Genomic DNA, 25,236 nt, shown 5'->3' with positions numbered 1-25,236 from the left:
TTGCCATGACGTCATAGCTCGTGCCATGATGGCGTCATGGACCTTGCGCCGTATGTCGATCAACTCCGCCGCGAGCTCATGCTCGCCGCCGGGACCGGCGGTGAGGAGGCTCGGGCGCTGGCCGAACGCTTCGCCGCGACGCTCGCGTCGGCCACCCGGCTCGCCCTGCTGGAGGCCCTGTCGGCCGCCGCGGACGAGATCACCCAGGACCTCGCGCCGGGCTCGGTCGAAGTGCGCCTGCGCGGGCGCGACCCGGCCTTCGTCGTGACGCCACCGCCGGCCGCCCGCCCGTTCCCCGAGGAGACCGTCCCCACCGAGGCGGCCGGCGAGCGGGCCCCGCTGCCGCCCCCCGAGGCCGACGAGGGCGGCACGTCCCGGATCTCGCTCCGGGTTCCCGAGGCGCTCAAACCGCGCATCGAGGAGGCGGCCGCCCGCGACGGGCTGTCGGTCAACGCCTGGCTGGTCCGGGCCGTCTCCGCCGCGCTCGACCCCGGCGACGCCGACCGCCGGTCCACCCGGCGCCCGCCCCCGCAGACCGGCAAACGCTACAGCGGATGGGTGCGCTGATGATCTCGCCGACCAATGACGACAGGGAGACCGGAATGCCGGCGTTCGACACGCCCCGACCGATCGTCGCGAGCCTCGACCTGGCCACCGCCACCGTACGGGTGATCGCGGGCGACCGCGCCGACACCGTCGTCGAGGTGCTCCCGAGCGACGAGCACAACGACGCCGACGTCCAGGCCGCCCGGCGGATCGAGGTCCAGTACGCCGACGGCAGGCTCACGGTCCGGCCCGACAAGGAGCACGCGGGACCGGCCGCCTCCTGGGGGCTCTCGCTCGGCAAGCTCGTCGAGTCGCCCGCCGACTGGGCGCGCTCACTGCTGCTCGGACCGGGTTCGGTGGACGTGACGATCGAGCTGCCCGCCGGGTCCCGCCTCGACGCCAGGACGGCCGGGACCGTGTTGTGCCGCGGCCCGCTCGGCGAGGTGACGCTCACCACCACCTACGGCGACATCCGCGTCGAGCAGGCCGCCCGCGTACGGCTGAAGAGCACCTACGGCGACATCTCGGTCACCCACGCCGGCGGCCACGCCGAGATCACCACGGACCACGGCGGCATCCGCGCCGGCGAGATCGACGGCACCGCCGCCATCAAGACCGCCCACGGCGACGTACGGATCGGCGAGGTGACCGGCGAGCTGCGGCTCAACAGCGCCCACGGCGACATCACCGTGGAGCGGGCCCTGGCCGGCGTGGTCGCCAAGACCGCGTACGCCGGGGTGGAGATCGAGGAGGCGGTGTCCGGCAAGGTCGTCATGGAGACCACCGGCGGCGGCCTCGACGTCGGCGTGCCGGAGGGCACCGCCGCGTGGCTGGACGTCAGCTCCGAGTACGGCACCGTGACCGTCTCCCTCGAACCCGGCGACGACCCCGGCGCGGCCGAGCGCGTCGTCGAGGTCCGGGCCCACACCACCCACGGCGACATCGTCGTCCACCGTTCCTGACAACCGAGGAGGTTCTCATGCCTGACGCGATCGTGGCCGAGGGTCTGGTCAAGAGGTACGGCGAGATCGCCGCCCTCGACGGCATCGACCTGACCGTCCCCGAGGGGACGGTGCTGGGGCTGCTCGGCCCCAACGGCGCGGGGAAGACCACGACGGCGCGGATCCTCACCACGCTGCTCAAACCGGACGCCGGGCGTGCCACCGTGGCCGGGTTCGACGTCGTGCGCGACGCGCGCCGGCTGCGGGCCCACATCGGCGCCTCCGGCCAGTACGCCGCCGTCGACGACCACCTCACCGGCGCCGAGAACCTGGAGATGGTCGGCCGCCTCTACCACCTGGGCCCGCGACGCAGCCGCGAGCGCGCCCGCGAGCTGCTGGAGCGCTTCGACCTGACCGACGCCGCCGACCGCCCGGTGCGGGGTTACTCCGGCGGCATGCGCCGCCGGCTCGACCTGGCCGGCGCGCTGGTCGCCGCCCCGCCCGTGTTGTTCCTCGACGAGCCCACCACCGGCCTCGACCCCCGCGCCAGGATCGGCCTGTGGGACGTCATCGCCGAGCTGGTCCGGGAGGGCGCCACCGTGCTGCTCACCACCCAGTACCTGGAGGAGGCCGACCGGCTCGCCGACCGCATCGTCGTGGTCGACCAGGGGCGCGTGATCGCGCGCGGCACGGCCGAGGAGCTGAAGGACCAGGTCGGCGGCGACCGCATCCAGCTCTCGGTGACCGGCACGGCCGGCCTGGAGAGCGCTGCCCGGATCCTCGCGCCGCTGGCCCTCGGTGACGTCCAGGTCGACGCCACCGCCCTGCGGGTGACGCTCCCGGTGGCGGGCGGCGCGGCCGCGCTCACCGAGGCGCTCGGCCGCCTGGCCGCCGAGCGCGTCGCCGTACGCGACGCCGGCCTGCGCCGGCCCACCCTGGACGACGTGTTCCTCAGCCTGACGGGACGCCAGGCCGACGAGAAGACCAAGGAGACCGTCCGATGAACGCCCTGCGCCTGGCCGCCGCCGACGGCATGACGATCGCCAGGCGGAACGCCCTGAAGATCCGCAGAGCCCCCGACCTGCTGGGCGGCGTGGTGATGTTGCCCATCGTGTTCGTGTTGCTGTTCACCTACGTCTTCGGCAGCATGATCGAGCTGCCCGGCATGTCCTACGGCGAGTACCTGCTGCCCGGGATCTTCGTCATGACGATCGTCACCAGCGCCCAGATCACCGGCTACACGCTGACCCAGGATCTCCAGAAGGGCATCTTCGACCGGTTCCGCACGCTGCCGATGTCCCCCTCGGCTGTGCTCACCGGCCAGACCGTCAGCGACGTGATCATGAACGTGACCAGCATCGTCACGATGGCGCTGGTCGGCCTGCTGGTCGGATGGCGGATCAACAGCTCCCCGCCGGAGGCCGCGCTCGGCTTCCTGATGCTGCTGCTGTTCGCCTACGCCTTCTCCTGGGTGACGGCCACGGTCGCGCTGGCCCTGCGCACCCCCGAGGTGTTCAACAACATCGCCACCATCGCCTCGCTGCCGCTGGTGTTCCTGTCCAACGCGTTCGCCGACAGCGCGCGCCTGCCCGGCCCGCTGCGGCCGATCGCCGAGTGGAACCCGGTCTCCACGCTCGTGCAGGCCGCGCGCGAGCTGTTCGGCAACACCAGCGCGGCCCTGCCCGAGCCCAGCGCGTGGCCGCTGCGGCACGCCGTGCCGGTGTCGCTGTTGTGGTCGGTCGTGCTCCTGGTCGTGTTCGTGCCGCTGGCCACGCGGCTGTACAAGAGAGCCGTCAGCCGGTGAACGGCGTCACGGGGCCGGACCGCGAACGCGCGGTCGAGCTGGTCCAGCAGGCGTACGCGGACGGCCGGCTCGACCCCGCCGAGCTGGAGCGGCGGCTCGAACTGGCGCTCACCGCCACCTCCTCCGGCGAGCTGGAGCCGATCGTCGCCGACCTGCCGGACGAGGTGGTGCACCTCACCTCCGCCGGCGGGAGTGTCACGCGGGCCGGCGACTGGGACGTCCCGCGCCGGCTGCGCGTCGACTCCGCGTACGGCAGCGTGCGGCTCGACCTGTCGCGGGCGTACGTGCCGTACGCGCGGATCGACATCGAGCTGCGGCTGGCGTACGGCAGCGCCACGATCATCGTGCCCGCCGGCGCGAGCGCCAACGTCGACGGGGTGCGCTCCGAGTGGGGCCGGGTGAGCTGCAAGGCACCCGGCCGCCCCCGTCCCGGCAGGCCCCACGTCCACGTCACCGGCGCCCTTCCCTACGGCCGCCTCCGCATCCGCGCCGCACGCGGATGAGCCGGCGCCGATGACCGGCGCCGATGAGCCGGCGCGGGACGGTCCCCTCGTCCCGCGCCGGCGTCGCGACCCTGCCCCTCCCGTACGGGCAGGGGCGCGTCAGCCGTAGAAGTCCGCCGGGCAGATCCGCACGCCGGGGATGGCCTGGTAGTCGCCGCCGTAGGAGACGGACGTCGCCGGGATCCACCCCCAGCCGCCGTGGATCCTGCTGGTGTCACCCTGGGTGTAGAGCCAGTAGTTGTTCCGCCCGCCGCCGTACTGCGGGTTCTCGCCGCTCTTGCGCTGGCAGACCATCCAGTTGTCGCCCGGGAACAGCACCCCCGTCGTCTCGGCGCCGGGCAGGGACGCCTGGTCGAGCACGGAGGTCTGGATCCAGGTCGGGCAGGTGCTGGTGGAGAACGTACGGCCCTTGTAGTCCGTCACGGTCGGACCGCCCCAGCAGGACGCGGACGCCTGCCGCGCCTCCGCGGGCGTGGCGAGCGCCAGCGACGCGGCCAGGACGGCGCCCGCGGCGAGCGTGTGGCGAAGGTTCATGACCGCTCCTGTCACGGGAATCGGGGGTTGGTGCCGGTGCACCACGGCACGCCGGGGATGGCCTGGTAGTCGCCGCCGTAGGAGACGGACGTCGCGGGGATCCAGCCCCAGCCGTTGTACTCGTTCTGCGTGGTGTCGCCCTCGGTGTAGAGCCAGATGTTGTTCCGGCCGCCGCCGAGCTGGTCGTTCTCGCCGCCCGACCGCTGGCAGACCACCCAGTTGTTCGCCGGGAACAGGTAGCCGGTCGTCTCGCCGTTCGTCGCCGGCAGTTCCCTGACGCGGGTCTGCGTCCAGGTCGGGCAGACCTTGGTCGAGTAGGTCTTGCCGTTCGGGATGGTGACCGTGGGGCCGCCCCAGCAGGACGCGCTCTGCGCGGTCGCCCCGGACGGCGCGCCGAGACAGCCCAGCGCCAGCACGGCGGCGCCGAGCGGGATGAAGACACGACGGGTCATGCGTGATCCTCTCCATGAGGTGTGGGTTCGGGACCAAGTGCACCCCGCGCCGGTCGTGTACGTCACCCTGTTCCCGCCTGAGCCGGAACACCCAGGTCGCAGGCCGGCAATCGGGTGGTGATCGTGCTGCCAGCCGGTCGCCGGAGAATGCGGGCATGACCGGGGGAACCTTGAAGATCGTCTTTACCGGCGAGGACCTGGCCCGGGTGCGTATCGCCTCCCGCGTGGACGAGCTGTGGGAGATGGCGATGAGCCTGCACGTGCTGCAGAGGCCCGGCGGGGGCGACGACATGGCGGACTGGCGCCGGCGGGCCCGCGCCGACCTGGCCGGATCGGGCCTGCTGCGGCCGGTGCGCGAGACGCTGGCGCCGCTGATGCCGATCAAGGCGTACTTCCCGGATTTCCTGACCCCGTACGAGGCCCAGGCCGGGCCGGCGAACGGCCTGGACGCGCTCGCCCTCACCCCGGCCGTCCGCGTACGCCACGAGATCGACCGGCTACGCCGGCACGTCACCCTGCCCGGCACCCTCGACGAGCTGGGCCGGGGCCTCCGGCGTCCGCTGCGCCACCTGGCCCGGCTGGCGGGCCGCTACTGCCAGGTCGCCTTCGACCCCCACCGCGCCACGATGGAGCACGCGCTCGGCCGCGAACGCGCCAGGCTCACCCGCCTGCTCACCGACCAGGGCGTGGAGGCCATGTTGTCGGCCCTGACGCCGCGTACCCGCTGGCGGCCTCCGGTCCTGGAGACCGACTACGCCCCCGGCCGGTACGAGATCCACCTGCGCGGCCGCGGCCTGACCCTGATCCCCTCCTACTTCTGCCGCTTCACGCCGGTCGCGCTGGCCGACGCCAGCCTGCCGCCCGTCCTGATCTTCCCGGCCCCCCGGCGCGTCCCCGAACCCGGACCCGGGCCCGGCGACGTGCTCTCCGACCTGCTCGGCGCGAACCGGGCCCGGGTCCTGCGCTGCGTCGCGGCCACCGACGGCTGCACCACCAGCGAGCTCGCGCGGCGTACCGGGATGTCGTTGTCGTCGGCCAGCGCCCACGCCCAGGTGCTACGCCGGACCGGCCTGATCACCAGCACCCGCCACGCCAACATGGTCATCCACGAGGTCAGCCGCCTCGGCGCCACCCTCCTCGCCCACCGGCCCCGCCCCTGAGGGACGGGGTGACGACAACGCGGTGAGGACGCGGTGGCGCAGCAGCTCGTACTCCTCACGGCACCGGCGGGGCGCGTCCGGCGGCCGATGTTGCACGACGCCGCCCACGATGACCTCGCCCGGATGGAACTGGTCACCGGCGAGGTCGATCTCGGTGCCGTCGGGCAGCCGGTTCCAGTAGTGATGCCCCACCTTGACCCCGTCGACGTGGACCTCGGCCAGGATCAGGTCGCCGCCGAGCAGGTCATGGACGACCAGGGCGGTCGTGCCGCACTGCCCTCTCGCCGGATTGTCGGGCCGCCACTCCTCCCGCGCGGCGGTGTCGCAGGTGTCAGGGCCCCACGCGGCTCGTACGGCCGGTTTCAACACGTCCAGGTTCACCATCCCGCGAGCCTCGCAGACGGGTACGACAATCCCCGAGGTGCCTGCGCAGGAAGTCGAGCTGGTGGAGCAGCATGCCCTCGAACACGTCCTCGTCGGAGGTCGGCGCGTGGGCGGCGCCGGCCAGCGGCAGCACCTCGTGCGGGCGGCCCGCGGCCAGCAGCGCCGACGACAGGCGCAACGTGCCCGCCGGGAACACGTTGTCGTCGGACAGGCCGTGGATCAGCAGCAGCGGCCTGGACAGGGTCGCCGCCCCGGTCAGCGTCGAGCAGGCGTCGTAGCGTTCGGGGTGGCGGTCGGGGTGGCCGAGGAAACGTTCCCGCCAATGGGTGTCGTACAGGCGCTGGTCGCTGGTCCCGGCGCCGGCGACGGCGGCGTGGAAGACGCCGGGCCGGCGCAGCACCGCCATGACGGCCAGCGTGCCGCCGAACGACCAGCCGCGCATCGCGACCCGGCCCAGGTCCAGCTCCGGACGGCGGGCCGCGACCGCGTGCAGGGCGGCCACCTGGTCGGCCAGCACCGGGCCGAACATGTCGCCGTGCACCTCGCGCTCCCAGTCCGGGCCGCGGCCGGGCGTGCCGGCCCCGTCGGTGACCAGGACGGCGAACCCCTGCTCGGCGAACCACTGCGAGACGAACATCATCGGCGCCTGCTCGGCGGTGACCCGGCGCGCGGCCGGCCCCGCGTACGGGTCCAGCAGCACGGGCAGGGCCGGGTCGCCGGGGCGGTGCCAGGAGGGCAGGTGCAGGTCGCTGCGCAGCTCGCGCGCGGTGGTGACCAGCGACAACCGCCGCAACGGCGACACCGGGCGCTGCGCCAGGGACACCACCTCGATCCCGGGCCGCCCGCCGCGTTCCACGAGCACGCGTGTTCCCGGGTGTTCGGCGGTGCGGCTGAGGCGGACGAGCGTGCCCGCCCGGCGCGTCCCGCCGTGCACGCCCGGTGTGACGCTGATCCGGCGGGCGCCCGATGACGGGGTGTGGAGCCACAGGTGCGTCTGCGCCGGGTCGTCGGAGGCGGTGAACAGGATCTCCTCGCCGTCCACGCCGAGGACCTCCTCCAGGTGCAGGCCGGGTGGCGTGAGCGGGACGCCGTCGAGGGTGAGCCGCCGGGTGCCGTCCAGGTCGGCGTGCGCCACCAGGCGGCCCGATCCCGTACGGGCGGGCGTGCCGGGGACGAGCTGCACCCAGCACCTGTCGTACTGCTCGGCCAGCAGCCGTGTCCTGCCGGAGTCGGGGTCGGCGGCCAGCACCCGGACCGTCCGCTGGTCCCGGCTCTGCACCGACATGTACGGGCCGTGGGCGTCCCAGCCCGCCGCCGTGACGTACTCGAAGGCGGCCCGGTCCCAGGCGACCTCGACGTGCCTGCCGCGCAGGTCGGCGATCCGCAGGGTGACGTCGGCGTTGGACGTGCCGGCCGCCGGGTAGCGCACGGCGCGGGGCGGGCGCGCGGGCTCGGCGGGGTCGCCGACGTGCCAGAGGGCGACGCGGGTCTCGTCCACGCGGGCGGTCAGCAGGCGGGTGCCGTCCGGCGACCACCAGTAGCCACGGGTACGGCCCATCGAGCCGGAGGCGGCGTACTCGGCGGCGCCGAACCGTACGTCCGGCCCGTCGGGCTCGGCCACGGCGCGGTCGTCCGTACCGTCGGCGCCGATCACCCGCAGCGCGCCGCCGGAGAGGTAGGCGACCAGCCGTCCCGACGGGTCGGGGCGCGGGTCGCGGGGCGTGCCGGTCACCGGCAGCCCGCGGACGCGGCCGGTGGCGACGTCCACCGCCCACAACGCGCCCGCCAGCACGAACACCGCCAGCGTCCCCGCCTCGTCGGCGGCATAGGCGCCGATCCCCGGGACGCCGCCGTCGGCGGGGGCCGTGAGCAGGGCGGCGGGGTCGGCGAGCAGGCGTTCCTCGCCGGTGCCGGCGTCCAGCGCCCACAGGCAGGAGGCCGGGTCGTCCCCGGCACGGCTGCGCAGGAACAACACCGAGGAGCCGTCCCCGGCGGGCCATACGTGCTCTGGTACTGTGACGGTCTCTGACCGAGTCGTTCCTGGGAGGTGAGACCCATTACCGCTGTGTCAGTCCGGGGCTCCCTTCCGGCAGCCGTGCGGCCCACCGAAGCCAGGTGACCGCGGGGAGCGCCCACAGGCATTCCGAAAGGCTCCCCATGTCGGTCTTCTCCACTCAGGTCTCCATGTCCGCCGTCGTCACCCGGCTGCGCGCCGCCGGGTGCGTCTTCGCCGAGGACGAGGCCGAACTCCTCGTCTCCACCGCCCGTACCCCGTCCGAGCTGGCCGGGATGGTCGAGCGCCGGGCCGGCGGCCTGCCTCTTGAGCACGTCCTGGGCTGGGCGCGGTTCTGCGGGTTGCGCGTCGTCGTCGAGCCCGGGGTGTTCGTGCCCAGGCCCCGTACCGAGTTCCTCATCCGGCAGGCCGTCGAGCTGGCCGGAAGGGCAGCCCGCCCGCCGGTCGTCCTCGACCTGTGCTGCGGCACGGGCGCGATGGCCGCCGCGGTCGCGGCGGCGCTCGGGGAGGCCGAGGTGCACGCCGCCGACCTCGACCCCGCCGCCGTGCGCTGCGCCCGGAGCAACCTCCCCGGCGGCCACGTCCACCAGGGCGACCTGTACGACGCCCTGCCCGCCTCGCTCCGCGGCCGCGTCGGCATCCTGATCGCCAGCCCGCCCTACGTGCCCACCGAGTCGGTCGGCCTGCTGCCTCCCGAGGCCCGCCTGCACGAGCCGCTGATGGCGCTCGACGGCGGCGACGACGGGCTCGACGTGGTGCGCAGGGTGATCGCCGGGGCGTCCGGGTGGCTCGCGCCGGGCGGCCACCTGCTGGTGGAGACCAGCGAACGGCAGGCGGCGGCCACCGTCGAGGCCGCCGTCGCCGCGGGCCTGTCCGCGCGGGCCACCGTGTCGGAGGAACTGGACGCCACCGCCGTCATCGGCACCCTTCCCGCCTGAGCGGGCTTAGGGTGGTCGGGCTATGACACGGAAGGGACTGGCGCGCGAGGGCGTCGTACGCGCCGCGCTCGAACTGCTCGACGAGGTGGGGCTCGACGGCCTGTCCGTACGCCGCCTGGCCGCCGCGCTCGGCGTGCAGAACCCGGCGCTCTACTGGCACTTCCGCAACAAGCGGGAGCTGCTGGACGAGATGACCCGCGCCCTGCTGGCCCCGGACATGGGCGGCCCGGAGGACGGCGAGCCCTGGCAGGACTGGCTCGCCCGCCGCGCCCACCGCTACCGGCGCGTCCTGCTGAGCCACCGCGACGGGGCCCGCCTGGTCGCCGGGAGCGATCCCGGGGCGGGCGTCGCGCGCGCGTTCGAGGAGGAGTTGCGGGTGCTCACCGGGCTCGGCTTCACGCCGGGCCAGGCGCTGCACACGATCGCCTCGGTCAGCCACTACACCACCGGTTTCGTGCTCAGCGAGCAGGCCGGGGGCGAGCGGGCGAGCGGGCTGGACCTGGCGGAGTTCCCGCTGCTGGTGGCGGGGGTGCGCGAGGGCGGGACGCCCGGGGGCGACGAGGCGTTCACGTTCGGGCTGCGGGCCCTCATCGCGGGGGTGAGCGCCACCCTGCCGGACCGGCGGCCCTGACGGATCGGCTCAGGCGGATCCGAAGGTGGGGGCAGTGTGGTGCCCGGCGCGCCGGAGCGTGCCGGGCACCGTCCGCGTCCTGTCTACGGACGCTGCGGACGGGTGGGGTTGGCGGTGGTCCCCGTCGTCGTGGTCCCTGTCGTGCCGGTGCCTGTGGTGCCGGTGGTGCGGGTGGTGGTGGACATGTGCTCAGCCGTCCCTACCGGGTTGCGGCCCTTGCGCAGGCCCGCCAGGCCCAGCAGTCCGAGCAGCCCCAGCAGGCCCCACAGACCGCCGTTGCCGCCGCCCCCTTCGTGTTTGGTCTCGGTCGGTTGCGGGCTCGGCGTCGCCTGACTCTGGGCGACGGGCGTGTCCGCGACAGCGGTGGCGGCCGGGGCCAGCACCAAGCAGAATGCCAGCCCCAGGCCGGTGAGCGTCTTGCGCATGTGAGTTCCCCCGGATCCGGCGGCTCTCAAGGCGGAGAGGCCGCCTGTCGCGCCTTCCGGGCAAGGGCCCGGAAGGTTCCCCCGAAATGGAGCGAGACTCCATACTCGCTGGTAGACATACCCTCACCCGCCAAAACAATCCCCCCATACCCGGACATACCGCCGCGCTACGGACAGGCAGCGGGAAGGCGCACCGACCCCGGGGGAGCGGTCAGAAGGCGGTGGCCAGCTGGTCGGTCAGGGCGTCGGCCTGGGCCAGGCCGCTGGCCGCGGCGATCTCGTCGAGGGTCTGCGCCGGACGCACCTCGCTCAGCCGCACCTCGCCGTCCGCCGTGACGGTGAAGCCGTGCACGGCCGGGTACGGCAGGCTGTTGTAGGCCCAGGGAGTGGAGAAGTAGTAGGCGCCGGTGTCGTGCAGCACGACGATGTCGCCCTCGGCCAGCTCCGGCAGCTCCCTGGCGTGCGCGACCACGTCGCCGGCGAAGCAGCACGGGCCCGCGACGTCCTGGGCCAGGCGGGGGCCGTCCTTGGGGTCGCCCGCCGGTCCGTACGCGCCGATCCGCAGCGGCCAGGCGTCCGGCATGAGCACCGTACGGGTGGCGACCTGCGCGCCCGCGTGGGTGATCGCGATCCGCCGCCCGCCCGCGTCCTTGGTGTACTCCACCAGCGCGGCGATGAAGCCGTTCTTGGCCAGCAGCGACCGGCCGAACTCGGTGACCAGCGCGTACCGGCCGTCGAACAGCCCGGGGACGGCCGCGCGCAGCGTCGCGACGTAGTCGGCGTAGGTGGGGGCCACCTCGTCGCCGGCGAAGTTCACCGGCAGGCCGCCGCCGATGTCGATGCTGGTGATCCGCCGGGTGCCGAGCGTGGCGTTGATCTCCTCGGCCAGCTCGTACGTCTCCGCGATGCCCGCCGCGATCAGCTCCAGCGGGCAACCCTGGGAGCCGACGTGCGCGTGCAGGCGGGTCAGCCAGGGCCGTTCGGCGAAGGCTCGGACGACGGCCTCGCGCGCACCGGGGTCGCGCAGCGCGACGCCGAACTTCGAGGTCGCGGTCGCGGTGCTCATCGCGCCGATCGAGCCGGTGCCGACCTGCGGGTTGACCCGCAGTCCCAGCACGGAGGCGGAGTCCGGCGCGCGCAGCTCGTCGATGCGGCGCAGCTCGTCGAGGCTGTCGGCGTTGACCGCGACGCCCAGCGACAGGGCCTGGCGCAGCTCCTCGCGGGTCTTGGCGGGGGAGTCGAAGACGATCGTGCCCGGCGCGAACCCGGCGTCCAGGGCGATCCGCAGCTCGCCGGGGCTGGCCACCTCGCACCCCATGCCCGACGCGGCGAGCAGCCGCAGGACGGGGATCAGGGACGCGGCCTTGGCCGCGAAGGTGTGCAGCACGTCCGGGACGTCCCCGAACGCCTCGTGCAGGGCGCTGACCGAGTCGCGCACGCCGGCGGTGTCGATGAAACCGGCGACCGGCTCGCCCGGCCCGAGCGCGCCGCCGCGTACGGCGTGGCGCAGCACGTGGGCGGCGCGTTCGGCGGTGGTGCCGCGGGCAGGGGCGGGCGCGAGCGTGGAACTGCTCTGGATCACGTCCAAGGCTCCTGGATGCATCGGGAAAGAGAGAGTTTCGGAGGGGGGCTACCTGAGATTCGGGCATGACCGCATGCCGAGTCTTCATCCGATGGGCCAAAGCCCGCCTCCGGCTTTGTCCACCCGGCTAAGGAAACCCCGGAGCCCCAGGTCAGGTGGCCAGGCGGACGGCGAGGGTGAGCAGAAGGCGGGTGTCGGGGTCGTCCAGGTCGACGCCGAAGCGTTCGCGGGCGCGGCGCAGCCGGTAGCGCAGGGTGTTCGGGTGCAGGACCAGGCGGCGGGCGGCGCGGCCGACGTCCCCGGCGGCGTCGAGGTAGGCGGCGATCGAGCGGACCAGCTCGCCGCCCGCCGCCAGGTCGGTGCGGACCAGGTCGTACACCGGGCCGCTGCCCCGCTCCCACACCGGGCGTACGGCGTCCAGCACGCGCAGCACGTCGAGGGCCGGGCCGAGGTCGGCCGCGAGGGCGTGGCGGGGGCCGCCGTCCCGGGCGCGCAGGACCCGTACGACGAGGTCGGCCTCCTCCCGCGAGCCGGACGCGGCCGCCGGCGAGGGGGCCACCGCCCCCGCCCCCACCCACACCGGAGCCGCGCCCGGCGTGGCGGCGGCCAGCGCGTCCAGTTCGCGGGCCAGCCCGAGCACGTCCCGCTCGTCGCCGCCGCGTACCGGCACCAGCGCCGCGACCCGCCCGGTCTCCCGCAGCACCAGCACCCCGGGACGGTAGGAGGCGGCGTGCAGCGCGAGCACCTCCAGCACCCGCTCCGCGGCCGACCCGCGGGCCGCCGCGCCCTCGCCCGGCGCGGGCGCGTCGGGGCCGGTCTCTGCGAGCACGACCGCGCAGCGCAGGTCGGGCGGCAGGCCGAGGGTCCAGGCGTGGGTGCTCAGGTCGCCCTCCCCGGCCAGCAGCCCGCGCAGCGCGTGCTCCTCGCGCCGCCGCGCGCCGCTCTCCCGCAGCCGGTGTTGCACCAGGTACGGCACCGCCACCTCGGCGGCCCGGCTCAGCGCGCTCGCGGCGTTGGGCGTGAGGCTGCGGCCGTCGGCGGCGGCCCAGATCGACCCGAGCATCTCCCGCCCGCTCCGGATGGCGATGATCAGCCGTTCGGGGGTGCTCTCGTCGGCGGGCCGGTGGATCACCTCGCCGGAGGACCACAGGGTGCGCAGCAGGCCGCTGCGCCGCAGCTCCTCCACCCGCCAGTCCGGCACCCGGCCGCCCAGGATGGTGGAGCGGCGCAGCTCGTCGGCCTCCGGCCCGGTCGCCGAGTGCGCCAGCACGCGGAACTGGGTGTCCTCGATGGTGATCGAGCCGCCGGTGAACTCGGCGACCACCGAGGCCAGCGCGGCGAGCCCGCCGCCCGCCGTGGCCTCGGCCATCCGGTCGCCGCGTCCGGCCTCGCCGTAGGCGGCGGCCGAGCGCAGCATGGTCGCGACGTCGTCCCAGTCGGCCCACTCGGCGCGGGCCAGCAGCGCGATGCCGCCCTGCTCGGCCACGTCGAGCGCGTCGGCGGCCAGGTCCTCGCCCGCCCGCACGACGACCGCCGCGGCGCCGCGCCGCGCCGCCTCGCGGATGGAGGCGGTGGCCGCGCCGGTGGAGTGGAACAGCCCGGCGGCCAGGACGATCCGGCCCGCGTAGGAGCGGGCGGGCCCTTCGTCGCCGATGATCATCCCGGTCACGCGGACGTCCTGGCCCGAGGGCGCCAGCAGCAGCCGCAGCACGCCGCCCTCGTCGAAGGCGAGCAGCTCGCGGAGGGTGATTTGCCCCCGTTTGGTCATGATGGCGAGCATACGCAGGTCGCGACGCCTGGCAGGCTGGGGGCCATGCGATTCGGCGTACGAGAGTTCGAGCTGGCCCTGATGCACCGGATGCGCGACCTCAACCCCCTCCGCGTCGAGCAGGCGCTGGCCGACCTGGACGCCACCCGCGCCGAACTGCGCGCCGCCCACACCCACTGGACGCGGCTGGCCCACTCCGCGACGGCGCCCAAGGGCCGGGCCGCGCTGCGGATGGCGCTCGGCCCGCCCCCGTACGCGGGCACGGCCGAGTTCGGCAGCCTGACCTGCGACGTGGCGCGCTGGCGGCTGCCGTCCTGGCCGGAGCTGGAGTTCGAGGCGCTGACCGGTCCGGGCGGCGAGGTGTGGAACCTGTGGTTCGTGCGGCCGGGCGGCGGCCGGACGGTGTCGTTCGCGGACCTGACGCCGTGGGGATGCGTCGTGGCCGACGTCGCCGCCGGTTTCCCGGGGAGCGCCCAGGGCGAGGGCTCGGCCCCGCATCACTGGGCGGTCGACTTCACCCACGACGGCACGCCCCGCCGCGCCCTGTTCGTGTACGGCCTCTACCAGCGCCTGGCCTGACGCCTCCCGCATACGGCCGATATCGGCGCCCGGCCCGATCCCCTCCCGCATACGGCCGATATCGGCGCCCGGCCTGATCCCCTCCGCGCCACCCGGCCCCCGCCGTACCGGGTGGCACGTTCCAGGGAGGGACGGAGGTCAGGCGGTGACGAAGTCGGCGACCACGATCGTGGAGTCGTCCTTGGGCGCGGCGGCGGAGATCTCGTCGTACAGCCGGTCCAGGCAGGCGGCGGCGGACGGGCCGACGGCCAGCAACTCGGTCAGACGGTGGATGCCCAGCGCCTTGACCACGCCGTCGGTGACGACGGCCACGCGGTCCCCCGGCCGCAGCGGCACGCTGCCGATCTCGGGGTTCAGCGTGGAGGCCAGGCCGATCCCGCGCAGCAGCGGGCCGTCGTCGAAGGAGTGCGAGGTGGTGAGCTGCTGTGGTTTGCCGCCCTTGGAGCAGTGCCAGATCACGCCGTTGCCCACGTGGGCGTAGCGCAGGCACGGCGTCTCACCCGCGTCGAGCACCAGCAGGTCCAGCGTCGTGACCAGGCCCGGCTTGGACGGCGTGCGCAGCGCCGCCCGCCGCAGGGCCCGGTGGGCGGACTGGGCGCACTCGTCCATGTCCTCGTCGCGGCGGGCCGCGTGCTGCGGGCGGGCGGAGACCACGGCGCCCAGGGCCAGGGCGGCGGCCGTGTGCGCGACCTCCGTGCCGCCCTGGCCGTCGGCCAGCGCGATCAGCCGTTCCTGGACGACGTAGGCGTCGGAGGGGTGGCCGTGCGAGCCGTCGTACGTGCCGCCCGCGGTCACCAGGCGGGGCCGCGCCGCGGGCATGCCCGGCGGCCAGCCCCCGCGGCGGCCGCGGACCGCCATCACGGAGAGGCAGCCGAGCAGAATCGAGATCGAGAAAAAGGTCATGTTCGTCCCTCTCATCGCGCGCGACGACACCTGCCCAGTACATCCCTCTTGCGTGGGATGCGACTGACGGCTGATCGGCCGTCGTGGCGGCACGACGGCCGATCGGCCGTCATGTCCCGGCGGGCCCCGGCGGCCCACAGTGGGGCAGGGCGGCGCACGCGCCACCGGAGAGCCGCCGGTCCGAGGAAAGAGCCATGGAAACCGCCGTGCTGCCGACCGTCATATCAGGAACAAGCCTGTTCATAACCGATATCGTGAGATCCGTCCTGTGCTCTCTTCGCGGGCGGACCGCACATGGCTCACCCCGGCTCCACCGGACTCGGCAAGAGATCCGACACGAGATACGACTCCGCGACCTGGCAGCTGGAGAAGGCCGTCGCGCGTACCGCCGCGGGCGCGCGCGGCGCGGTCGGCCTGGTGTCGGTGGTCGCGGCGGCGCTCGGCGCGGTCCCGCCGGTCTCGCTCGCGTGGCTGGCGCCCGTACTGGCGGCCGGTCTGGTGTGGACCGGGCTGTACCTGCGCCGGCTGCGGCGCGAGGAGCCGCTGCCGAACTGGCTGGTGGCCGGTGACACGGCGACCACCGTGGCGGCCTGCCTGGCCCAGCGCCACCTCGTGGCCGTCGAGGCGCTCGACGCCGGATCGAGCTGGATCGCGGGGCTGGTCACCATGACGATCATCGTCGCCGGGGTCACCTGGCGGCCCCGGGTGGCGGTGCCCGCCGGACTGGCCGTGGCCGGGGCGTACCTGGCCGGGGTGCGGCTCGCGGCGCCCTCCCAGGACGTGGCCGGCACGCTGGGGATCCACACCGTCCAGCTGCTCGCGATCGTGATGCTGATGACGCTGCTGCGCCGCTCGGCCGCCTCCGCCGACGCGTTCCTGCGGGAGAGCGCGCGGGCCGAGATCGCCCTCATGGTCGAACGGCTGCGCCGCGAGGACGAGTTACGCCAGGTCGCCAGCATCCACGAGACCGCCCTGCACACCCTGACCATGGTCGGCCTCGGTACCTACGACGAGCACTCGGCCACCCTGCGCTCCCAGGTGCGCACCGACCTCGCGGCGCTGGAGAAGCTGCGCGACCGGCCGCGCGCGGAGGCCGCGCCCATCGCCCTGGACTCCCTGCTCGACGAGGTCGCCGGCCGCGTGCCCGGCCTGGACGTACGCCGCCGCCTGACCCCGCAGACCGTCCCCGGCGACGTCGCCGAGCACTTCGCCCGCGCCGTCACCGAGGCCCTGGCCAACGTCGCGCTGCACGCCGGGGTGGCCGAGGCCGTCCTCGTCTCCAGCAGGCACGACGGCGAGATCCGGGTGGAGGTCGCCGACGCCGGGCACGGGTTCGACCAGGACCGCCTGCCGCCCGACCGGTTCGGCGTACGCGGCTCGATCCTCGACACGATGAACGCGCTGCGCGGCGGCGGCGCCCGGATCTCCTCCGGCGACACCGGCACCCGGGTGAGCCTGTGGTGGCGGCCGTGACCGACGACATCGAGCAGGTCGCCCAGCGCTACGCCCGCTACACCGCGCTCGGCGCGGCCGTCATCGCCGGCTTCTGGCACACCGGCTACGACCTCACCGTCACCGTCACCGGCTGGAGCTCCTTCCGCTGGCCGCTGCTCGCCGCCGCGGCCTGGATCCTCTACACGGCCGTCGGCGTGGTCGCCGGCCTGTCGCTCTCGCGCACCTCGCGCGGCCCCGGCCGGATCCTCTGGCTCGCCGTCGCGGCGCTGGCCGCCGACGTCGCGGTGATCGTGGCCTGCCGCCCGCAGGACCTGCTCGGCATCAGCGACTGGGGGTGGGGGTCGGTCGGCTGGCTGGGCGTCATGCTGGCCTGGAACCGGCCGCGCTGGCGCACGGAGCTGGCCGCGTTCCTGGCCGTCAACGCCGTCGTCATGCTGGCCGCGATGACCGTGGCGGGGACGCTCGACCGCGTCTCGGTCGCCAAGTACCTGGTGGTCATCGTCGGCGGCGTCACCATGCAGCTCGGCTACACGGCCGGCTGCGCCCTGCTGCGCGCCCGCGCCGAGGACGCCGTGCTGCTGGCCCGCAGGCTCACCGCCGACGACGCCTGGCGCGAGTCGGCCAGGAGCATCCACGCCGACCGCATCCGCAGGTACGCCGCCATCCGGGACGTGGCCGAGTCGCTGCTCCAGCAGCTCGCCGACGGCGCCGACCCCGGCGACCCCCGGGTGCGCGAGGACTGCACGGCCGGGGCCATGCGGCTGCGCCGCCTGATCACCGAACGCGAGGACGTGCCGGACGCGCTGGTGTCGGCCCTGCGCGAGCGCATCGACGCGGCCGAACGCCGCCAGGTGCTGGTGACCGCGCCGCCGTTCGGGGAGAACCTGCCCGCGCTGCCCGAGGGCGTACGGGAGGATCTGCTCAGGGCGCCCGTCCTGGCGCTGGACGGCGCCCGCTCGCGGGCCAGGGTCACCGTGTCGGCGATGTCGGCCATGGTGAGCGTGGCCGTCGTCGCCGACAACGACGACCTGCCGGTCAGTCCCGTCCCGGTGCGCGAGCCCAGCGGGGTCGTGGTCACCTACCAGCGCCAGGGAGGGGAGGTATGGGTCAACAGCATCTGGCAGCGCCCGTGACGGTCGCGCTGGTGGAGGACCACCAGGTGGTGGTGGACGGCGTGCGCTCGTGGTTCGGGCCGGGCAGCGGCGTGGAGCTGGTCGCGCAGGGGCCCACGATCGAGTCCGTCCGGGGGGTGGCCGCCGACGTGCTGCTGCTCGACCTCAACCTCAACGGCACGATGGTCGCCGACCGGGTGGGCGGGCTGTGCGCGGAGGGCCAGCGGGTGATCGTCTTCTCCGAGCACGAGGAGCCCGAGATCGTCCGGGCGGTGCTGGACGCGGGCGCGTCGGCGTTCATCGGCAAGGGCCGGGCCACGCGGGAGTCCTGCCTGGAGACGATCATGGAGGTGGCCGCCGACCGGCCGTCGGTGACGCTGCCCATGGCCCAGGCCATCGCCACCGACGAGGGCCCGCACCGCCCCCAGCTGTCCGACAAGGAACGGGCGGCGCTGCTGTTCTGGTTCCAGTCGATGTCGAAGGCGTCGGTCGCGGCCCGCATGGGCATCAAGGAACGCACCGTACGCCAGTACATCGACCGGGCCAGGGTCAAGTACGCGGCGGCCGGGCGGCCCGCGCCGACGAAGGAGAAACTGCTCATCTGCGCCATCCAGGACGGCCTGATCCGGCCCGACGAGGTCGGGATCTACACCTCGCACGCCCGCCAGGGCCCGGCCTCCTGAGTCCCGCGGGCCGGCCCCGGCGGGAGCGCCGGTCACCGGCGGCGGCGGCGCGGGCGTACGATGTCGCTCGCCCGAGACCTGAGGAGGACCGTGGACCTGAGGAGGACCGTGGACCTGGCCGAGCTGGGCGAGGCGTTCGCCGTGTTCTGGCAGGAGCGGCACCTGTGCACGCTCGCCACCGCGCGACCCGGCGGCCCGCCGCACGCGGTGCCCGTCGGCGCGACCCTCGACCTGGAGACCGCGACCGCCCGCGTGATCACCTCCGGGACCTCGCACAAGGCGCGGCTGATCGGCGAGGACGGCGCTCTGGTGTCGCTGTGCCAGGTCGACGGCCGCCGCTGGTCCACCCTGGAGGGGCGGGCCGTGCTGCGCACCGACCCCGAGCTGGTCGCCGACGCCGAGCGCCGCTACGCCGCCCGCTACAAGCCGCCCCGGCCCAACCCGTCCCGGGTGGTGGTGGAGATCCAGGTGACCCGCGTGCTGGGCAACGTGTGATCACGGACGGCCGGTCGGGACCCTGGGCAGGCGGGTCGTCGTGGTCTTCCGCGCGAAGGTCGTGGTCTTCCGCGCGGCGAAGAAGGGATGTTAGCTTTCGCCCGTGAAGTCTGAGCCCGGCCGACATCCCGCGGCCGACCGTCCGCGACCCCCCGCCGTGTTATCCCAGGGCCGCGGCTGACGTGCTCCTCGACGCCGTCTACCTGCTCGCTGCCCTCGCCCTGATCCTGGCCAACGGCGTCTTCGTCGCGGCCGAGTTCTCCCTCGTCACCGTCGAACGCGGCCAGGTCCGCCAGCTCGCCGAGGACGGCGACCGGGGCGCCCAGGGCATCGAGGCCGCGGTGCAACGGTTGTCGTTCCACCTGTCGGGCGCCCAGCTCGGCATCACGGTCACCTCTCTGCTGCTCGGCGTCGTCGCCGAACCCGCCATCGCCGACCTGCTCGACCCGCTGCTCGGCGGCGTCGAGGTCGTGCCGGTGGTGGTCGCGATCGCCCTGTCCACGGTGGCGCAGATGGTGCTGGGCGAGCTGGTGCCGAAGAACGCCGCCCTGTCCAGGCCGCTCGCCGTGGCCCGGCTGGCGACGCCGCCGCAGCGGGCGTTCTCGGCGGCGTTCGGGCCGCTGATCCGGCTCTGCAACGCGGTGGCCGACGCGATCGTACGCTGGGTCGGCGCCGAGCCGCAGGAGGAGCTGGCCTCCGCCCGCTCGCCCGAGGAACTGGGCCTCCTGGTACGCCTGTCCGCCGAGGCGGGCGTGCTCCAGCCCTCCACCGCCGCCATGCTCCAGCGGGCCCTGCGCTTCGGCGACAAGACCGCGGCCGAGGCCATGACACCCCGTACCGACTGCGTGACCGTGCCGGGCACCACCAGCGTCACCGAGTTCCTCAAGCTGGCCAGGAGCCGCCGCCACCTGCGCATCCCGGTATGCGGCGAGGAACGCGACGACATCCTCGGCATCGCGAGCGTCCCGGGCGCGTGCGCGGTGCCCCTGGCCGAACGCGACGGCACTCCGGTGGCCGCGATCGCCAGGCCCGCCCTCCAGGTGCCCGGGACGCTGCGGCTGGAGATCGTACGGGAGCGCCTCGGCTCGGCCCGCGCCGAGATGGCCGTCGTGATCGACGAGTACGGCGGCTTCGCCGGCGTCGTCACCGTCGAGGACCTGGTGGAGGAGCTGATCGGCGACATCGCCGACGAGTACGACCTGCCTGAGGAGCACTCCGACGAGCCCTCGCCCGTGTTGCTCCCGCCGGGCGCCTCGGTCGGCCTGCCCGCGCTGCTGCGCGCCGACGAGGTCGAGGAACGAACCGGCTTCCGCATGCCGGAAGGCCCGTACGAGACGCTGGCCGGGCTGGTGATGGCCGCGCTCGGCCGCATCCCCGGCCCGGGGGACGAGGTGGCGGTGCGGGAGTGGACCCTGCGGGTGGAGGCCATGCGGGGCCGCCGCGTCGAGCAGGTCACCCTGACCGCGCCGCGCCGGGCGGGGGAGCGGCCGTGACCCTCGCCGACGGGCTGGTCATCGTGTCACTGCTGGCCGTCAACGGCTTCTTCGTGGGCGCGGAGTTCGCCCTCATCTCCGCCCGCCGCACCCTGATCGAGCCGCGGGCGCGCGAGGGCTCGCGCCGGGCTCAGGCCGTGCTCGCCGCCATGAACGCCGTCCCCACCATGCTGGCGGCGGCGCAGCTCGGCGTGACGCTGGCCTCGCTCGTGCTCGGGGCCGTCGGCGAGCCGGTGGTGGCCGAGGCCGTAGGGCCGCTGCTGGCCGCCGTGGGGCTGCCCGAGCGGCTGACCCATCCGGTCGCCTTCGCGCTGGCCCTGCTGCTGGTGGTCGCCGCACACGTGATCATCGGGGAGATGGTGCCGAAGAACCTGGCGCTGTCCGCCCCGGACGTGGCCGCGCTGTGGCTGGTGCCGCCGCTGTTCGTGCTGGCCAGGGCGACCCGCCCGCTGCTCGCGCTGGTCAAGGCCATGGCCGGGGTGGTGCTGCGGCTGCTGCGCGTCCCCTCCGCCGAGGAGGTCCGTACGGTCTACACCTCCGGCGAGCTGCCCGTGCTCATCGAGGAGTCGCGCCGCCACCGCCTGCTCCGCCAGGACGAACGCGACCGCATGATCGCCACCCTCGCCCTGCACGCCCGCCCGGCCGGCTCGGTGATGGTGCCGATGAGCGAGGTCGTCAGCGTGCCCGAGACCATCGACAGCGCCGGCCTGCAACACTACGCGGGCCGCCACGGCCACTCCCGTTTCCCCGTGCACGGCGACGACCCCGCCGAGCTGCGCGGCTACCTGCACGTCCTGGACGCGCTGAACGGGCACGGCGCCCGCGAGCCGCTGCCCGTGCGCGCCCTGCCGCAGGTCCCCGCCACCGCCACCCTGGCCCAGGTGCTGGCCGTCATGCGCGCCCGCCGCGCCCAGCTCGCCGCCGTCGCCGACGAGTCCGGACGCGTGCTCGGCGTGGTCACCCTGGACGACGTGCTCGGCGGCATCCTGACCGGCTGACGCGCCGACGCCGACGCCGACGCCGACCGGGCCGGGCCGGGCGGCGCCGGCCGCCGCGCGTCACCGGACCGGGCGGACGCCTTTCGCGATCTTCCTCAGCTCACTCATGGCGTCGATCTCCTTGGCGTACTCGGGGCCGATGAGCAGCTTGACGGCCAGGTCCTTGCGGAGCTTCCAGGTGACCGTGGGCGTGACCGGGCCACCGGCGGCCCCCGAGTCGCCGTCCCCGGACAGCCTCGCAGGCCTCCCGCCGAGGTCCGCCGTCTTGGTCTGTCGTTCCGGCCGGAAGTCGTACAGCACGTCCGCGGACGCGCCGTGGGCCACGATCACCTGGACGGCGTAGTCGGCCTGCTGGAGGCCCGGCTTCCGGAAGCTGGTGGTGTAGCTCTTGCCGGGACCGACCACATCGTCCTTCGACCATTTGCCCCATTCGAGCCCGTCGGGCAGGTAGGTGAGCCGGATGCCGCCGAACTCCCGCCCGTCGCCGAGGTCCCCCAGGGCCTGCGGCGTCGGCGCGGGCGGCAACTGGACGTCGAGCGTGACCGTACTGCCCCACACGACGACCTTGCCGGCGGCCGGTTCCTGCGTGCCCACCAGGCCGTTGTCGCTCCGCATCCCGGTGAGCGCGGCCTTCAGCCCGGCGTCGTGGAGCGCCTTCGCCGCCTCGGTGGCGCGCCGGCCCGTCACGTCGGGCACGGTCACGTCGTTGCGCATCACGACCTGGTTCTGGCCGCTGTCGGCGGGTTCGCCGGGATTCAGCATCACCGGCACGGTCACGGCCACCGCCGCCGTGACGATCGCCGCCCCCGCCACGCGGAGCCTGGTCACGCGGGCGCGGTGCCCCCGGCGTACGGCGCCGCCCAGTCCGGGCCCGGCCTGAACATCGGCGACGTGCGCCGCCATGGCGTCGGCGAGGTCGTCCTCGATCGTCATCTCGTCACTTCCTCTGCGACATCCATGTTCTGGCGGATCCTGGCGAGCCCGCGCGCGGCCTGGCTCTTGACCGTCCCGGCCGAGCAGCCGAGCAGGGCCGCGGTGGCCTGCTCGGACTGGTCCTCCCAGTAGCGCAGGACGAGCACGGCGCGCATCCTGGGCGGCAGCCTGCGCAGCTCGCCGATGAGCGTGTCGCGCAGGTCGAGGTCGGGAGAGTCGGCGGCGGTCTCGGGCGGGCGGGCGAACATGATCTCCTGGACGACCCTGCGCCGCCTCGCCCTGCTGATCGCCGCGTTCACGACGACCTTCCTCGCGTACGCCTCGGGGTTGTCGTGCCTGATCCGAGGCCAGTGCCGGTAGACCTTCTCCAGCGCGTGCTGGACCAGGTCCTCGGCGTCGTGCCGCGTCGCCCCGCACACCAGGATCGCGGTACGCAGCAACGAGGTGCTTCTGGTGGCGAGGAAGTCGTCGAAGGCAGCCTCGTCGTCATCTGTCATCAGTGAAGGTCCCCTTTCGCCCTCCCCAACGCGCGAGCCCGCCCGGAGGTTGAGTGCCTTCTTGGGGGCTCGTGGTCAGGCGACGACGCCGTCCGCGCGCAGGGACGCCAGCTCCGGCGGCGACAGGGACAGCAGATCGGCCAGCACCTCGTCGGTGTGCTCGCCCAGCTCGGGGGCGGGCGACGGCGGGACCTGGCGGCCGTCCAGGAGCAGCGGGCCGCCCGGCGCCAGGTGGGGGCCGACGCCCGGCTGGTCGAGCGGGGCCATCAGCGGCTCGCCCCGCAGCGCCGCGGCCCCACCGGCGGCCAGGTCCTCGAACGTCCGGTAGCGCGACCACAACACCGACGTGCCCTCCAGGCCCTCCTCAGCCTCGGCGGCCGTACGGGCGGCGAACCACGGCGCGAGCAGCCCGGCCAGCGCCTCGCGGTGGGCGTACCGGTCGGACTCGGCGCGGAAGTCGGCAGGGCCTGCTCCAGCGCCGACACCACCCGCGTCAGCCCGGTCGCGGCGACCAGGTCGCGCCAGTGCCGCTCGGTGAGGACCAGGACCATGAGCCGCCGCCCGTCGGCCGTGACGAAGTCGCGGCCGAAGTCGCCGTACAGGTCGTTGCCGATGCGCGGGCGGCCGGCGGCGTGGAGCTGGGCCTCGGCCAGGAATCCCAGGTTGCCAGCGGTGGCCAGGGCCACGTCGTGCAGGGCCAGGTCGATGCGGCGTCCCCGTCCGGTCGCGGCCCGGCGGTGCTCGGCCGCGAGCAGGCCGACGGCCAGGTAGAGGCCGCACGCCACGTCCCAGGCGGGGAGCACGTGGTTGACCGGGCCGTCGTGGCCGGCGGGCCCGGTGACGTACGGCAGGCCCAGCCCGGCGTTGACCGTGTAGTCGACGGCGGGCCGGCCGTCGCGGTGGCCGAGGAGGCGGGCGTACACCAGGTCGGGCCGGCGCTCGGCCAGTTCCTCGTACGACAGCCCGGCCCGGGGCGGCGCGTTGGTGAGCACGGTGCCGGCGGCGACGGCCATGGCGGCGACCAGCTCCCGCCCCCGGGCCGAACGCAGATCGACGGTGACCGAGCGCTTGCCCTTGTTCAGTCCCGCCCAGTAGAGGCTGCGACCGGACGGCGCGAGCGGCCAGCGCCGCGCGTCGGGCCCGCCGCCGAGCGGATCCACACGTACGACATCCGCTCCGAGCTGGGCCAGCGTCATTCCGCCGAGGGGCGCGGCGACGAAGCTGGACAGCTCGATCACCCGCATTCCGGCCAGCGGCGCGATCTCCTCATCCGTCACGTTCGTCACAAGCACCTCCAATTACCTCATTGATCTTATGTGCGGACGCGGCCCAAGATCTCACACGGAAGTTCTGGTAACAAACATTTCCCGAAATAACCGGTCTGCCCCATTGTCATTAACTGGAATTGTTGGAACATATGGTCTGAGTCACGAGTGAAGTCCAAAGATCGCCTACCGCAAGAGGGTGGCGGCGAGGGGAAAGGGGCAACGCTCATGCGCCAGCGTGCTGTCCGGAACTTGGCCAGGCTCGGCACGGCGCACGCCAGGATCACCCGGATTCTGGACGCCGCCGCGGGTGGGAAGAACAACTTCCTCGCCGACCGGGACCTGGTTCGCCATTTCGATCAAGTAACTCCCGTCGCCACCACCGCGGCCCGCGCAGTACTTGAATATCTGTCCCGGGTGGTACGTCATTTGGCCGCTGTCGAAGGCGTGGACCAATTCATGATCGTGGGAAGCGGGGTGCCGAACGGCTCGTCGGGCGGCAGCCGCCTGCACGAGGTGGCCCGGGTGGCCTCCCCGGGCTCCGACGTACGAGTGGTGTACGTGGAGAGCGACCCGATGGCGTTGACGCTGGCCCAGGCCACCATTGAGCCGTTCTGCGACCTGGTGCGCGTGGTGGACGGCGACGTGCGGGAGATCGACGAGATGCTCGGCGATCCGGTGGTCCAGACGTTCCTCGACTGGGACCGGCCCATGGCGGTGTTGTTGCTGTCGGCCCACAGCCTGGATGACGAGTGCGCCCGTACCGCCATCAAACGCCTGCGCCACGCCGCGCCGGAAGGCAGCTTCCTCGGCCTGTTGCACATCACGTTCGACGGGGTGCCGCCGGAGCTGGCCCCCGCCATCCGCAGCCTGCTGGCCATGACGCTGCCCGGCCTCACCGTGCGCACCCGCGACGAGGTCGCGGACCTGCTGGACGGCCTCGACCTGATGGAACCCGGCCTGGTGTGGGTGCCCGAGTGGCGTCCCGAAGACGGCGACCCCGCCTGCGCGGACGCTCCCAGCTCGTCGGGCAACTACGGCGCCGTGGCTCACATCCCCTAGCATGCCCCCGCGGGCCGGCCCGTCGCCGGCCCGCGGGCATCCTCTCGCCGGGCCTTCCACGCCTGTCGGCACCCGCCCC

The 25,236-nt window shown here is 74.1% G+C and carries 27 protein-coding genes and 1 pseudogene; 16 read left to right on the top strand and 12 right to left on the bottom strand.

All coding sequences use genetic code 11. From position 1 onward, the window contains the following. Positions 1-36: 36 nt before the first annotated feature. From IEZ27_RS28280 to IEZ27_RS28260, 5 genes are read left to right on the top strand one after another with little or no spacing between them, the layout of a single operon-like run. Positions 37-567, top strand: a complete 531-nt coding sequence (locus IEZ27_RS28280) for a toxin-antitoxin system HicB family antitoxin (RefSeq protein WP_189650036.1) — start codon at positions 37-39, stop codon at positions 565-567. Further along, positions 555-1,508 (top strand): DUF4097 family beta strand repeat-containing protein, encoded by a 954-nt coding sequence (locus tag IEZ27_RS28275; RefSeq protein WP_229824413.1) that lies wholly within the window; start codon positions 555-557, stop codon positions 1,506-1,508. The genes IEZ27_RS28280 and IEZ27_RS28275 overlap by 13 nt, the downstream gene beginning before the upstream one ends. Before the next feature lie 17 nt (positions 1,509-1,525). After that, positions 1,526-2,491, top strand: coding sequence for an ATP-binding cassette domain-containing protein (locus IEZ27_RS28270; protein ID WP_189650035.1), 966 nt, complete (start codon positions 1,526-1,528; stop codon positions 2,489-2,491). Next, positions 2,488-3,291, top strand: coding sequence for an ABC transporter permease (locus IEZ27_RS28265; protein WP_189650034.1), 804 nt, complete (start codon positions 2,488-2,490; stop codon positions 3,289-3,291). Before IEZ27_RS28270 ends, IEZ27_RS28265 begins: the two co-directional genes overlap by 4 nt. Continuing rightward, positions 3,288-3,794: a DUF1707 SHOCT-like domain-containing protein gene (locus tag IEZ27_RS28260; RefSeq protein ID WP_189650033.1), complete on the top strand. Its 507-nt coding sequence runs from the start codon at positions 3,288-3,290 to the stop codon at positions 3,792-3,794. Before IEZ27_RS28265 ends, IEZ27_RS28260 begins: the two co-directional genes overlap by 4 nt. Before the next feature lie 99 nt (positions 3,795-3,893). Here IEZ27_RS28260 and IEZ27_RS28255 read toward each other — a convergent pair whose 3' ends face one another. Both IEZ27_RS28255 and IEZ27_RS28250 read right to left on the bottom strand, forming a co-directional pair. Beyond that, positions 3,894-4,328 (bottom strand): hypothetical protein, encoded by a 435-nt coding sequence (locus IEZ27_RS28255; protein WP_189650032.1) that lies wholly within the window; start codon positions 4,326-4,328, stop codon positions 3,894-3,896. An 11-nt stretch (positions 4,329-4,339) separates the two neighbouring features. Further along, positions 4,340-4,780 carry a hypothetical protein gene (locus IEZ27_RS28250; RefSeq protein WP_189650031.1) on the bottom strand — a complete coding sequence of 147 codons (441 nt, stop codon included), beginning with the start codon at positions 4,778-4,780 and terminating at the stop codon, positions 4,340-4,342. A 155-nt stretch (positions 4,781-4,935) separates the two neighbouring features. Here IEZ27_RS28250 and IEZ27_RS28245 point away from each other — a divergent pair, with 155 nt between their 5' ends. Next, positions 4,936-5,940, top strand: a complete 1,005-nt coding sequence (locus IEZ27_RS28245) for an ArsR/SmtB family transcription factor (RefSeq protein ID WP_189650030.1) — start codon at positions 4,936-4,938, stop codon at positions 5,938-5,940. Here the strand turns inward: IEZ27_RS28245 and IEZ27_RS28240 are convergent. Both IEZ27_RS28240 and IEZ27_RS28235 read right to left on the bottom strand, forming a co-directional pair. After that, a complete protein-coding gene (locus IEZ27_RS28240; RefSeq protein ID WP_189650029.1) occupies positions 5,836-6,324 on the bottom strand; it encodes a YunG family protein in 489 nt (162 codons plus the stop codon). The genes IEZ27_RS28245 and IEZ27_RS28240 overlap by 105 nt on opposite strands. After that, positions 6,272-8,299 carry a S9 family peptidase gene (locus IEZ27_RS28235; protein WP_189650028.1) on the bottom strand — a complete coding sequence of 676 codons (2,028 nt, stop codon included), beginning with the start codon at positions 8,297-8,299 and terminating at the stop codon, positions 6,272-6,274. Before IEZ27_RS28235 ends, IEZ27_RS28240 begins: the two co-directional genes overlap by 53 nt. A 209-nt stretch (positions 8,300-8,508) precedes the next feature. Here IEZ27_RS28235 and IEZ27_RS28230 point away from each other — a divergent pair, with 209 nt between their 5' ends. Both IEZ27_RS28230 and IEZ27_RS28225 read left to right on the top strand, forming a co-directional pair. Then, a complete protein-coding gene (locus tag IEZ27_RS28230; protein WP_379478568.1) occupies positions 8,509-9,276 on the top strand; it encodes a putative protein N(5)-glutamine methyltransferase in 768 nt (255 codons plus the stop codon). Between the two features lie 22 nt (positions 9,277-9,298). After that, positions 9,299-9,907 carry a TetR/AcrR family transcriptional regulator C-terminal domain-containing protein gene (locus IEZ27_RS28225; protein WP_229824412.1) on the top strand — a complete coding sequence of 203 codons (609 nt, stop codon included), beginning with the start codon at positions 9,299-9,301 and terminating at the stop codon, positions 9,905-9,907. Positions 9,908-9,990: 83 nt separating this feature from the next. Here the strand turns inward: IEZ27_RS28225 and IEZ27_RS28220 are convergent, their stop codons facing one another. The 3 genes from IEZ27_RS28220 to IEZ27_RS28210 all read right to left on the bottom strand — a co-directional run bounded on the left by IEZ27_RS28220 (position 9,991) and on the right by IEZ27_RS28210 (position 13,682). Beyond that, positions 9,991-10,332: a WGxxGxxG family protein gene (locus tag IEZ27_RS28220; protein ID WP_125637845.1), complete on the bottom strand. Its 342-nt coding sequence runs from the start codon at positions 10,330-10,332 to the stop codon at positions 9,991-9,993. Between the two features lie 211 nt (positions 10,333-10,543). Then, positions 10,544-11,914 (bottom strand): type III PLP-dependent enzyme domain-containing protein, encoded by a 1,371-nt coding sequence (locus IEZ27_RS28215; protein WP_229824411.1) that lies wholly within the window; start codon positions 11,912-11,914, stop codon positions 10,544-10,546. 151 nt (positions 11,915-12,065) lie between these two features. Then, positions 12,066-13,682 carry a PucR family transcriptional regulator gene (locus IEZ27_RS28210; protein ID WP_229824410.1) on the bottom strand — a complete coding sequence of 539 codons (1,617 nt, stop codon included), beginning with the start codon at positions 13,680-13,682 and terminating at the stop codon, positions 12,066-12,068. A gap of 45 nt (positions 13,683-13,727) precedes the next feature. On the opposite strand from IEZ27_RS28210, the gene IEZ27_RS28205 reads away from it, so the two are divergent. Next, positions 13,728-14,261 carry a hypothetical protein gene (locus IEZ27_RS28205; RefSeq protein WP_189650024.1) on the top strand — a complete coding sequence of 178 codons (534 nt, stop codon included), beginning with the start codon at positions 13,728-13,730 and terminating at the stop codon, positions 14,259-14,261. 138 nt (positions 14,262-14,399) lie between these two features. On the opposite strand, the gene IEZ27_RS28200 is transcribed toward IEZ27_RS28205, so the two are convergent. Continuing rightward, complete coding sequence (locus tag IEZ27_RS28200) at positions 14,400-15,164, bottom strand: SpoIIE family protein phosphatase (protein WP_189650023.1); 765 nt, start codon at positions 15,162-15,164, stop codon at positions 14,400-14,402. Between the two features lie 294 nt (positions 15,165-15,458). On the opposite strand from IEZ27_RS28200, the gene IEZ27_RS28195 reads away from it, so the two are divergent. The 6 genes from IEZ27_RS28195 to IEZ27_RS28170 all read left to right on the top strand — a co-directional run bounded on the left by IEZ27_RS28195 (position 15,459) and on the right by IEZ27_RS28170 (position 21,400). Continuing rightward, complete coding sequence (locus IEZ27_RS28195; protein ID WP_189650022.1) at positions 15,459-16,637, top strand: sensor histidine kinase; 1,179 nt, start codon at positions 15,459-15,461, stop codon at positions 16,635-16,637. Further along, a complete protein-coding gene (locus IEZ27_RS28190; RefSeq protein WP_189650021.1) occupies positions 16,634-17,752 on the top strand; it encodes a hypothetical protein in 1,119 nt (372 codons plus the stop codon). Before IEZ27_RS28195 ends, IEZ27_RS28190 begins: the two co-directional genes overlap by 4 nt. Next, the gene (locus IEZ27_RS28185) at positions 17,722-18,414 is read left to right on the top strand and encodes a sigma factor-like helix-turn-helix DNA-binding protein (RefSeq protein WP_189650020.1); all 693 of its coding nucleotides are present in this window, start codon (positions 17,722-17,724) and stop codon (positions 18,412-18,414) included. The genes IEZ27_RS28190 and IEZ27_RS28185 overlap by 31 nt, the downstream gene beginning before the upstream one ends. Before the next feature lie 90 nt (positions 18,415-18,504). Further along, the gene (locus IEZ27_RS28180) at positions 18,505-18,909 is read left to right on the top strand and encodes a pyridoxamine 5'-phosphate oxidase family protein (RefSeq protein ID WP_229824409.1); all 405 of its coding nucleotides are present in this window, start codon (positions 18,505-18,507) and stop codon (positions 18,907-18,909) included. Positions 18,910-19,091: 182 nt separating this feature from the next. Then, positions 19,092-20,402, top strand: coding sequence for a hemolysin family protein (locus IEZ27_RS28175; RefSeq protein WP_189650018.1), 1,311 nt, complete (start codon positions 19,092-19,094; stop codon positions 20,400-20,402). After that, positions 20,399-21,400 carry a hemolysin family protein gene (locus IEZ27_RS28170; RefSeq protein ID WP_189650017.1) on the top strand — a complete coding sequence of 334 codons (1,002 nt, stop codon included), beginning with the start codon at positions 20,399-20,401 and terminating at the stop codon, positions 21,398-21,400. Before IEZ27_RS28175 ends, IEZ27_RS28170 begins: the two co-directional genes overlap by 4 nt. 60 nt (positions 21,401-21,460) lie before the next feature. Here IEZ27_RS28170 and IEZ27_RS28165 read toward each other — a convergent pair whose 3' ends face one another. The 4 genes and pseudogenes from IEZ27_RS28165 to IEZ27_RS55055 all read right to left on the bottom strand — a co-directional run. Continuing rightward, a complete protein-coding gene (locus IEZ27_RS28165) occupies positions 21,461-22,333 on the bottom strand; it encodes a PASTA domain-containing protein (RefSeq protein ID WP_189650016.1) in 873 nt (290 codons plus the stop codon). Continuing rightward, entirely contained in the window at positions 22,330-22,830 is a 501-nt protein-coding gene (locus IEZ27_RS28160) for a SigE family RNA polymerase sigma factor (RefSeq protein ID WP_189650015.1), read from the bottom strand. Before IEZ27_RS28160 ends, IEZ27_RS28165 begins: the two co-directional genes overlap by 4 nt. Before the next feature lie 75 nt (positions 22,831-22,905). Further along, positions 22,906-23,238, bottom strand: coding sequence for a CoA transferase (locus IEZ27_RS55060; RefSeq protein ID WP_268246092.1), 333 nt, complete (start codon positions 23,236-23,238; stop codon positions 22,906-22,908). A gap of 137 nt (positions 23,239-23,375) precedes the next feature. After that, positions 23,376-24,026, bottom strand: a pseudogene (locus tag IEZ27_RS55055) (CoA transferase); the annotation flags it as partial. Between the two features lie 297 nt (positions 24,027-24,323). Between IEZ27_RS55055 and IEZ27_RS28150 the strand changes: the two are divergent. Further along, positions 24,324-25,157 carry an SAM-dependent methyltransferase gene (locus IEZ27_RS28150; RefSeq protein WP_189650014.1) on the top strand — a complete coding sequence of 278 codons (834 nt, stop codon included), beginning with the start codon at positions 24,324-24,326 and terminating at the stop codon, positions 25,155-25,157. Positions 25,158-25,236 lie beyond the last annotated feature (79 nt).

Origin of the sequence: Nonomuraea spiralis (genome assembly GCF_014648435.1) — a bacterium.
In the GTDB taxonomy this organism is placed as follows: domain Bacteria; phylum Actinomycetota; class Actinomycetes; order Streptosporangiales; family Streptosporangiaceae; genus Nonomuraea; species Nonomuraea spiralis.
Note: the sequence above shows the minus strand (reverse complement) of the source record. Positions and strands in the feature narration are given on the sequence as shown.

Excerpts from the sequence above, each read along its gene's own strand:
- IEZ27_RS28280 (WP_189650036.1), top strand. The coding sequence starts at position 37 with ATGGACCTTGCGCCGTATGTCGATCAACTCCGCCGCGAGCTCATGCTC.
- IEZ27_RS28275 (WP_229824413.1), top strand. The coding sequence starts at position 555 with ATGGGTGCGCTGATGATCTCGCCGACCAATGACGACAGGGAGACCGGA.
- IEZ27_RS28270 (WP_189650035.1), top strand. The coding sequence starts at position 1,526 with ATGCCTGACGCGATCGTGGCCGAGGGTCTGGTCAAGAGGTACGGCGAG.
- IEZ27_RS28265 (WP_189650034.1), top strand. The coding sequence starts at position 2,488 with ATGAACGCCCTGCGCCTGGCCGCCGCCGACGGCATGACGATCGCCAGG.
- IEZ27_RS28255 (WP_189650032.1), bottom strand. The coding sequence starts at position 4,328 with ATGAACCTTCGCCACACGCTCGCCGCGGGCGCCGTCCTGGCCGCGTCG.
- IEZ27_RS28250 (WP_189650031.1), bottom strand. The coding sequence starts at position 4,780 with ATGACCCGTCGTGTCTTCATCCCGCTCGGCGCCGCCGTGCTGGCGCTG.
- IEZ27_RS28245 (WP_189650030.1), top strand. The coding sequence starts at position 4,936 with ATGACCGGGGGAACCTTGAAGATCGTCTTTACCGGCGAGGACCTGGCC.
- IEZ27_RS28240 (WP_189650029.1), bottom strand. The coding sequence starts at position 6,324 with ATGGTGAACCTGGACGTGTTGAAACCGGCCGTACGAGCCGCGTGGGGC.
- IEZ27_RS28230 (WP_379478568.1), top strand. The coding sequence starts at position 8,509 with ATGTCCGCCGTCGTCACCCGGCTGCGCGCCGCCGGGTGCGTCTTCGCC.
- IEZ27_RS28225 (WP_229824412.1), top strand. The coding sequence starts at position 9,299 with ATGACACGGAAGGGACTGGCGCGCGAGGGCGTCGTACGCGCCGCGCTC.
- IEZ27_RS28220 (WP_125637845.1), bottom strand. The coding sequence starts at position 10,332 with ATGCGCAAGACGCTCACCGGCCTGGGGCTGGCATTCTGCTTGGTGCTG.
- IEZ27_RS28210 (WP_229824410.1), bottom strand. The coding sequence starts at position 13,682 with ATGACCAAACGGGGGCAAATCACCCTCCGCGAGCTGCTCGCCTTCGAC.
- IEZ27_RS28205 (WP_189650024.1), top strand. The coding sequence starts at position 13,728 with ATGCGATTCGGCGTACGAGAGTTCGAGCTGGCCCTGATGCACCGGATG.
- IEZ27_RS28200 (WP_189650023.1), bottom strand. The coding sequence starts at position 15,164 with ATGACCTTTTTCTCGATCTCGATTCTGCTCGGCTGCCTCTCCGTGATG.
- IEZ27_RS28195 (WP_189650022.1), top strand. The coding sequence starts at position 15,459 with ATGGCTCACCCCGGCTCCACCGGACTCGGCAAGAGATCCGACACGAGA.
- IEZ27_RS28185 (WP_189650020.1), top strand. The coding sequence starts at position 17,722 with ATGGGTCAACAGCATCTGGCAGCGCCCGTGACGGTCGCGCTGGTGGAG.
- IEZ27_RS28165 (WP_189650016.1), bottom strand. The coding sequence starts at position 22,333 with ATGACGATCGAGGACGACCTCGCCGACGCCATGGCGGCGCACGTCGCC.
- IEZ27_RS28160 (WP_189650015.1), bottom strand. The coding sequence starts at position 22,830 with ATGACAGATGACGACGAGGCTGCCTTCGACGACTTCCTCGCCACCAGA.
- IEZ27_RS28150 (WP_189650014.1), top strand. The coding sequence starts at position 24,324 with ATGCGCCAGCGTGCTGTCCGGAACTTGGCCAGGCTCGGCACGGCGCAC.